The sequence below is a fragment of the Mesorhizobium sp. M2A.F.Ca.ET.037.01.1.1 genome (genome assembly GCF_003998075.1).
In the GTDB taxonomy this organism is placed as follows: Bacteria; Pseudomonadota; Alphaproteobacteria; order Rhizobiales; family Rhizobiaceae; genus Mesorhizobium.
The window spans coordinates 1-4,299 of record NZ_RZSA01000585.1 but is presented as its reverse complement, the minus strand read 5'-3'; the positions used below and the strand labels follow the sequence as shown (position 1 = coordinate 4,299).

The 4,299-nt window shown below is 62.3% G+C and carries 4 protein-coding genes and 2 pseudogenes; 3 read left to right on the top strand and 3 right to left on the bottom strand.

Annotated elements, in window-relative coordinates:
• On the top strand, positions 1-490 hold a 490-nt coding region (locus EOA27_RS24785; protein WP_145970511.1), incomplete at its 5' end, for an RsmB/NOP family class I SAM-dependent RNA methyltransferase.
• 133 nt (positions 491-623) lie between these two features.
• Here the strand turns inward: EOA27_RS24785 and EOA27_RS24780 are convergent.
• The gene (locus EOA27_RS24780; protein WP_126081570.1) at positions 624-1,430 is read right to left on the bottom strand and encodes a class I SAM-dependent methyltransferase; all 807 of its coding nucleotides are present in this window, start codon (positions 1,428-1,430) and stop codon (positions 624-626) included.
• Between the two features lie 246 nt (positions 1,431-1,676).
• On the opposite strand from EOA27_RS24780, the pseudogene EOA27_RS24775 reads away from it, so the two are divergent.
• Positions 1,677-2,666 (top strand): annotated as a pseudogene (locus EOA27_RS24775) (DUF2332 domain-containing protein).
• A 264-nt stretch (positions 2,667-2,930) separates the two neighbouring features.
• Here the strand turns inward: EOA27_RS24775 and EOA27_RS42275 are convergent.
• Positions 2,931-3,116, bottom strand: a pseudogene (locus tag EOA27_RS42275) (hypothetical protein); the annotation flags it as partial.
• An 80-nt stretch (positions 3,117-3,196) separates the two neighbouring features.
• Here EOA27_RS42275 and EOA27_RS41580 point away from each other — a divergent pair.
• The gene (locus tag EOA27_RS41580; RefSeq protein ID WP_245466966.1) at positions 3,197-3,580 is read left to right on the top strand and encodes a hypothetical protein; all 384 of its coding nucleotides are present in this window, start codon (positions 3,197-3,199) and stop codon (positions 3,578-3,580) included.
• Between the two features lie 114 nt (positions 3,581-3,694).
• Here the strand turns inward: EOA27_RS41580 and EOA27_RS24765 are convergent, their stop codons facing one another.
• Positions 3,695-4,195 (bottom strand): GFA family protein, encoded by a 501-nt coding sequence (locus EOA27_RS24765; protein WP_126081571.1) that lies wholly within the window; start codon positions 4,193-4,195, stop codon positions 3,695-3,697.
• Between the last annotated feature and the right edge of the window lie 104 nt (positions 4,196-4,299).

Below are 4,299 nucleotides of genomic sequence, written 5' to 3'. Positions count from 1 at the left end.
CGGATTGCACAATATCGAGACGCGGCTCCTGGCCGGCGAAACGGATCGGTGGATCAAGCGCCACAAAGGTGGTTTCGATCGCGTGCTGGTGGACGCGCCATGCAGCGGCACCGGCACATGGCGACGCAATCCCGATGCGCGCTGGCGCGCGCCGGAGGAACAGGGTCTGGACAAGCTCGTGTCGTTGCAGGCCCGGATCCTGGCGAGCGCGGCGCGCCTGGTGAAACCCGGTGGACGGCTGGCCTACGCGACATGCTCTATGCTGTCCGAGGAGAATGAGGACCAGGTGGCAGCGTTCCTTGCGGCACATCCCGCTTTTCGTGTGGTGCCGCTGAACGAGGCCGCGCCGCAACTGGCGAACTCATCTCATCCGGACTACCTGTCGCTGACGCCCGCGCGCAACGATACCGATGGCTTCTTCGCCGCCGTCATGCAGCGAGAAGGTGCGCTCCCAGGTGGGCCCATAGCCATTCGCGATCCATTTTTTTGAATGACCTGAATGGGGCCGGAAGCGGCCTGGCACTTTTGGCTGCCGAGGAACGATAGCTGATGATCAACCCTCGGGTAGGTCTTAGAACTGCGTACACGCGGCCGGCGGAGGCCCCAATGCATGCTCTCCAGTGTTACGCTGGGACCAAGCCACGCACCATACGGAACATCATAGGAAATGACCGGGGTCCATCGGGCAAGCCAACCAGATACCCAGCACGAACATGCTGTTCGATCGAACCGCGGGCGTCGCCAGAAAGAGCCATCAATGTGGGTGTGGTGCTGCCTGGGCCGTCGGTGAACGTGGCCCAATAATCGGCGAAGGACGCATACTCGCAATCCACGACAATGGGAATCTCGGTCACGTCGACGAGGCCGATCTTCCGCCACAGCGTTGCCTGACCATCAGGCCAGAAGAGCTGACGCCCCGCCCGCATGGATCTCAGCCTTGCGAAGTCGGCCTCAAGCACGGCGCCGGTGTTAATGACGAGATCGAATGCGGGCATGCCACCAAAGAACTGAGTAACGGCGGACGCGACCACGCCGCCTGGACGGGTCACGCGCTTCATCTCGGCAACTACCTGTTCAATTTCCGGGATAACGTCCAGGGCCAGGGTGGAAACTGCCGCATCGAAAGAATTGGCGTCGAACCGCAGTTGCCGGACATCGCCGTGTTCATATGCGATATTGGGGTGGGATCGTCGACGGCGGGCTCCGTCCAGGTATCCCTCCGATGCGTCAACACCGATCACATGCGCTCCCGCCTCGGCCAGTGCTTTCGACAACACACCCGTCCCACATGCTACATCGAGCACGCGACTGCCCGGAGCAACATTGGCACGGGTAAGAAATGGGCTTGCCAGATGTTCGCTCCAGCGCCCTATGAATGTCTCGTAGACGTCGGGATCGGCCCAATTATATCGTAGTTCTGCGGTTTCCATGGCGCCATCCTCCCTTGATCAAGAATGGACATTAACATGGCCATTCAGGTCGCGCGTATCGCCGTCACGCCGGGCAATCCAGCGGAAGCTTATTAACACTTCTCAGGAAAACACGACATAGCGGCAGCCCCTGGAATCACACTGGCCCTCCGTCGGCCGGTGCTCCGAGGCATCGCTTGTTTGACTGCCATCACACCCGAAGATCGTGTACTGTGACCAGAAGTCGTAGTCGAGGGATCACCGGACATGGATGAGGAGGGCTTGGCTGAGATCTCAGCCCGGTATGTTCACTTCGCCGATACGGAAGCCCACGGCCGTTCGCCGCTCTACGAGGCGTTGGCTCCTGCGGTTGATGGAGACCGGGAGACACTCGGCTTCCTATCGACCCTCCCGGACACGAAAAGGCAACCGAACCTTCTGCTTGCGGCGGTGCGTCACCTGTTCGGCACACCGAAGGGCTGGACCGAGTTTCGTCAGGTGCTCCTGGCCCACCCCGACGCTGTCCGTTCGCTGATGCTCGAGCGTTCGACACAAACCAACGAACCAGGAAGGTGCGCCTCGCTGCTCCCCGTCCTAGCGCGATTGCCGCAGCCGCTGGCGCTCCTCGAGGTCGGAACCTCCGCCGGGCTCTGCCTCATGCCCGACCTCTATGGCTACGACTACGGCCGCAAGGCGATCCGCCCACCCTCGATGGCCTCGGAGCCGCCTATCTTGCGTTGCTCCGTCAGCGAGACGACCCCATTGCCGACGGCCGCGCCGCACGTCGTCTGGCGAGCGGGGCTGGACCTCAGTCCAATCGATGCTTCAGATCCTGCGCAAGTCGCATAGCTTGAGACACTGGTCTGGCCGGAGCAGACGGAGCGGCTTGCCATTCTGCAGGCGGCAGTGAAGATCGCTGCCACGGTCAAGCCACGGATCGTGAAGGGCGACTTGCGCGGGAGCGAGTTCGCTCGGCTCTGCAGCGAAGCCCCAAAGGACGCCACCCTTGTCGTCTTTCACACGGCCGTCCTCGACTACATCTCCGAGCCCGCAGACAGGGAGGCTTTCGCCGGGCAGGCGATGCGTCACGCTCCATATTGGGTATCGAACGAGTTCCCCCGCGCATTCCCGTCCATCGCCACGCGCGCAGGAACAAGCTGGCCACCCGGGCGCTTCCTCCTCTCTGTGAACCGCACTCCTGTCGCCTGGACCGACCCGCATGGAGCTTCGCTCGCATGGATCGCGGATGAGGCCTAGGGGCACGGCCGATGCAGAGCATTTCGCCAACGCTTGCTCAGGACGGGCCTCCCGAATGAGGGGGATGTCCGGCCCTGCCTTCGATTGCAGACGTTGGCCGACCTCGCCTCGAATTTCCACAAATGGCGCAACTTCGATTTGTCCATTCCTCACCGCGTCGTCCGCTTTCAGGAAGCAGAAACAGCCGTCTCTATGGCCGACATGCGGGCGCCACGCTGCCGGCGAAATCGGATCTGCTTGTGGGTCGGATCGCCACTCGGCAGATCAGCTATGCAGATGGAGCGTTCTGGGACACTTCTTTGGAAAGGGCACGCCCTTGGTGGTGAATCTCTGTCCTCTGCCGATCGGGCGCACCGGGCGCTTCGTGGCGGCGGCCTTGCCGGTGCCGGGCGGCTGGTGAGCGGGCACGAGCTGATCGGGGCGGGGACCGATCAGGTCGGCGCGGCCCAGGCCGGATTGCACAATATCGAGACGAGGCTCCTGGCCGGCGAGACGGCTGAATCAAGCGCCACAAGGGTGGTTTCGATCGCGTGCTGGTCGACGCGCCATGCAGCGGCACCGTCACCTGGCGACGCAATCCCGACGCGCGCTGGCGCGCACGGGAGGAACAGGGTCTGGACAAGCTTGTGTCGTTGCAGGCCCGGATCCTGGCGAGCGCGGCACGCCTGGTGAAGCCCGGTGGACGGGTGGTCTACGCTACATGCTCCATGCTGCCCGAGGAAAATGAGGACCAGGTGGCCGCTTTCCTGGCGGCGTGTCCAGTCTTTCGTGTTGTGCCGCTTAATGAGGCCGCGCCGCAGCTGGCGAACTCATCTCATCCGGACTATCTGTCGCTGACGCCCGCGCGCAACGATACGGCTTCTTTGCCGCCGTCATGCAGCGAGAAGGCGCGCTCACGGGCCGGGCCACCATAGCCATTCGCGAACCACTTTTTTGAATGACCCGAATGGGCCGGAAGCTGACGGCTGCTTCGAGGCACGAATTAGCGGCAATGGACAGCGCCGCGCTGGCAACCGCCGGAATAGTACTCAGCCATCACGCCTCCTCACCACCCACGAGGTGGTATCGTGATCAGGGTGCTGGTTGTTGCTCTCCTTGATCGCCGCGGCCCAGTCGGCTCCGTTATTTTCGGTAGCACCGGTGTTTTCTATGCCCGTGATCGTATCGAACCACGCCACCATGTTCTCGGTGCAGGTACTGGCAAGCGGCGGGAAGGCGTGCGGATCGTCAAGCGAACCAATCATCAGGTTGGTGCGACCGTTTTCGAGGTGGTGGAAGAACAATGGCGTGCCGCAATTGGCGCAGAAGCCGCGCTCGACAAGCTCCGAGCTCTTCCAGACGCTCGGCTTGCCGCGTGTCCAGGTGAGCGCCTCATCGGGCGCGGCGACGAGCGCGGCAAAGATGTTGCCCGAGGCTTTCTGGCACATGCGGCAATGGCAGAGATGCGAGTTGTCGAGCATAGCGCTTGCGTGGTAGCGCACGGCACCGCACTGGCAGCCGCCGCTCATCTCCATCTCGATGCGTTTCATTTTTTCTCCTCCTTCAAGAGGCGGGTTTGGGCTTAATGTCTTTCAGGTATTCGTGTTTGATAGTCCAGCCTCGCAAGAGCCGATCTCATTCTGGTGTTAGCGGG

Excerpts from the sequence above, each read along its gene's own strand:
- EOA27_RS24780 (WP_126081570.1), bottom strand. The coding sequence starts at position 1,430 with ATGGAAACCGCAGAACTACGATATAATTGGGCCGATCCCGACGTCTAC.
- EOA27_RS24765 (WP_126081571.1), bottom strand. The coding sequence starts at position 4,195 with ATGAAACGCATCGAGATGGAGATGAGCGGCGGCTGCCAGTGCGGTGCC.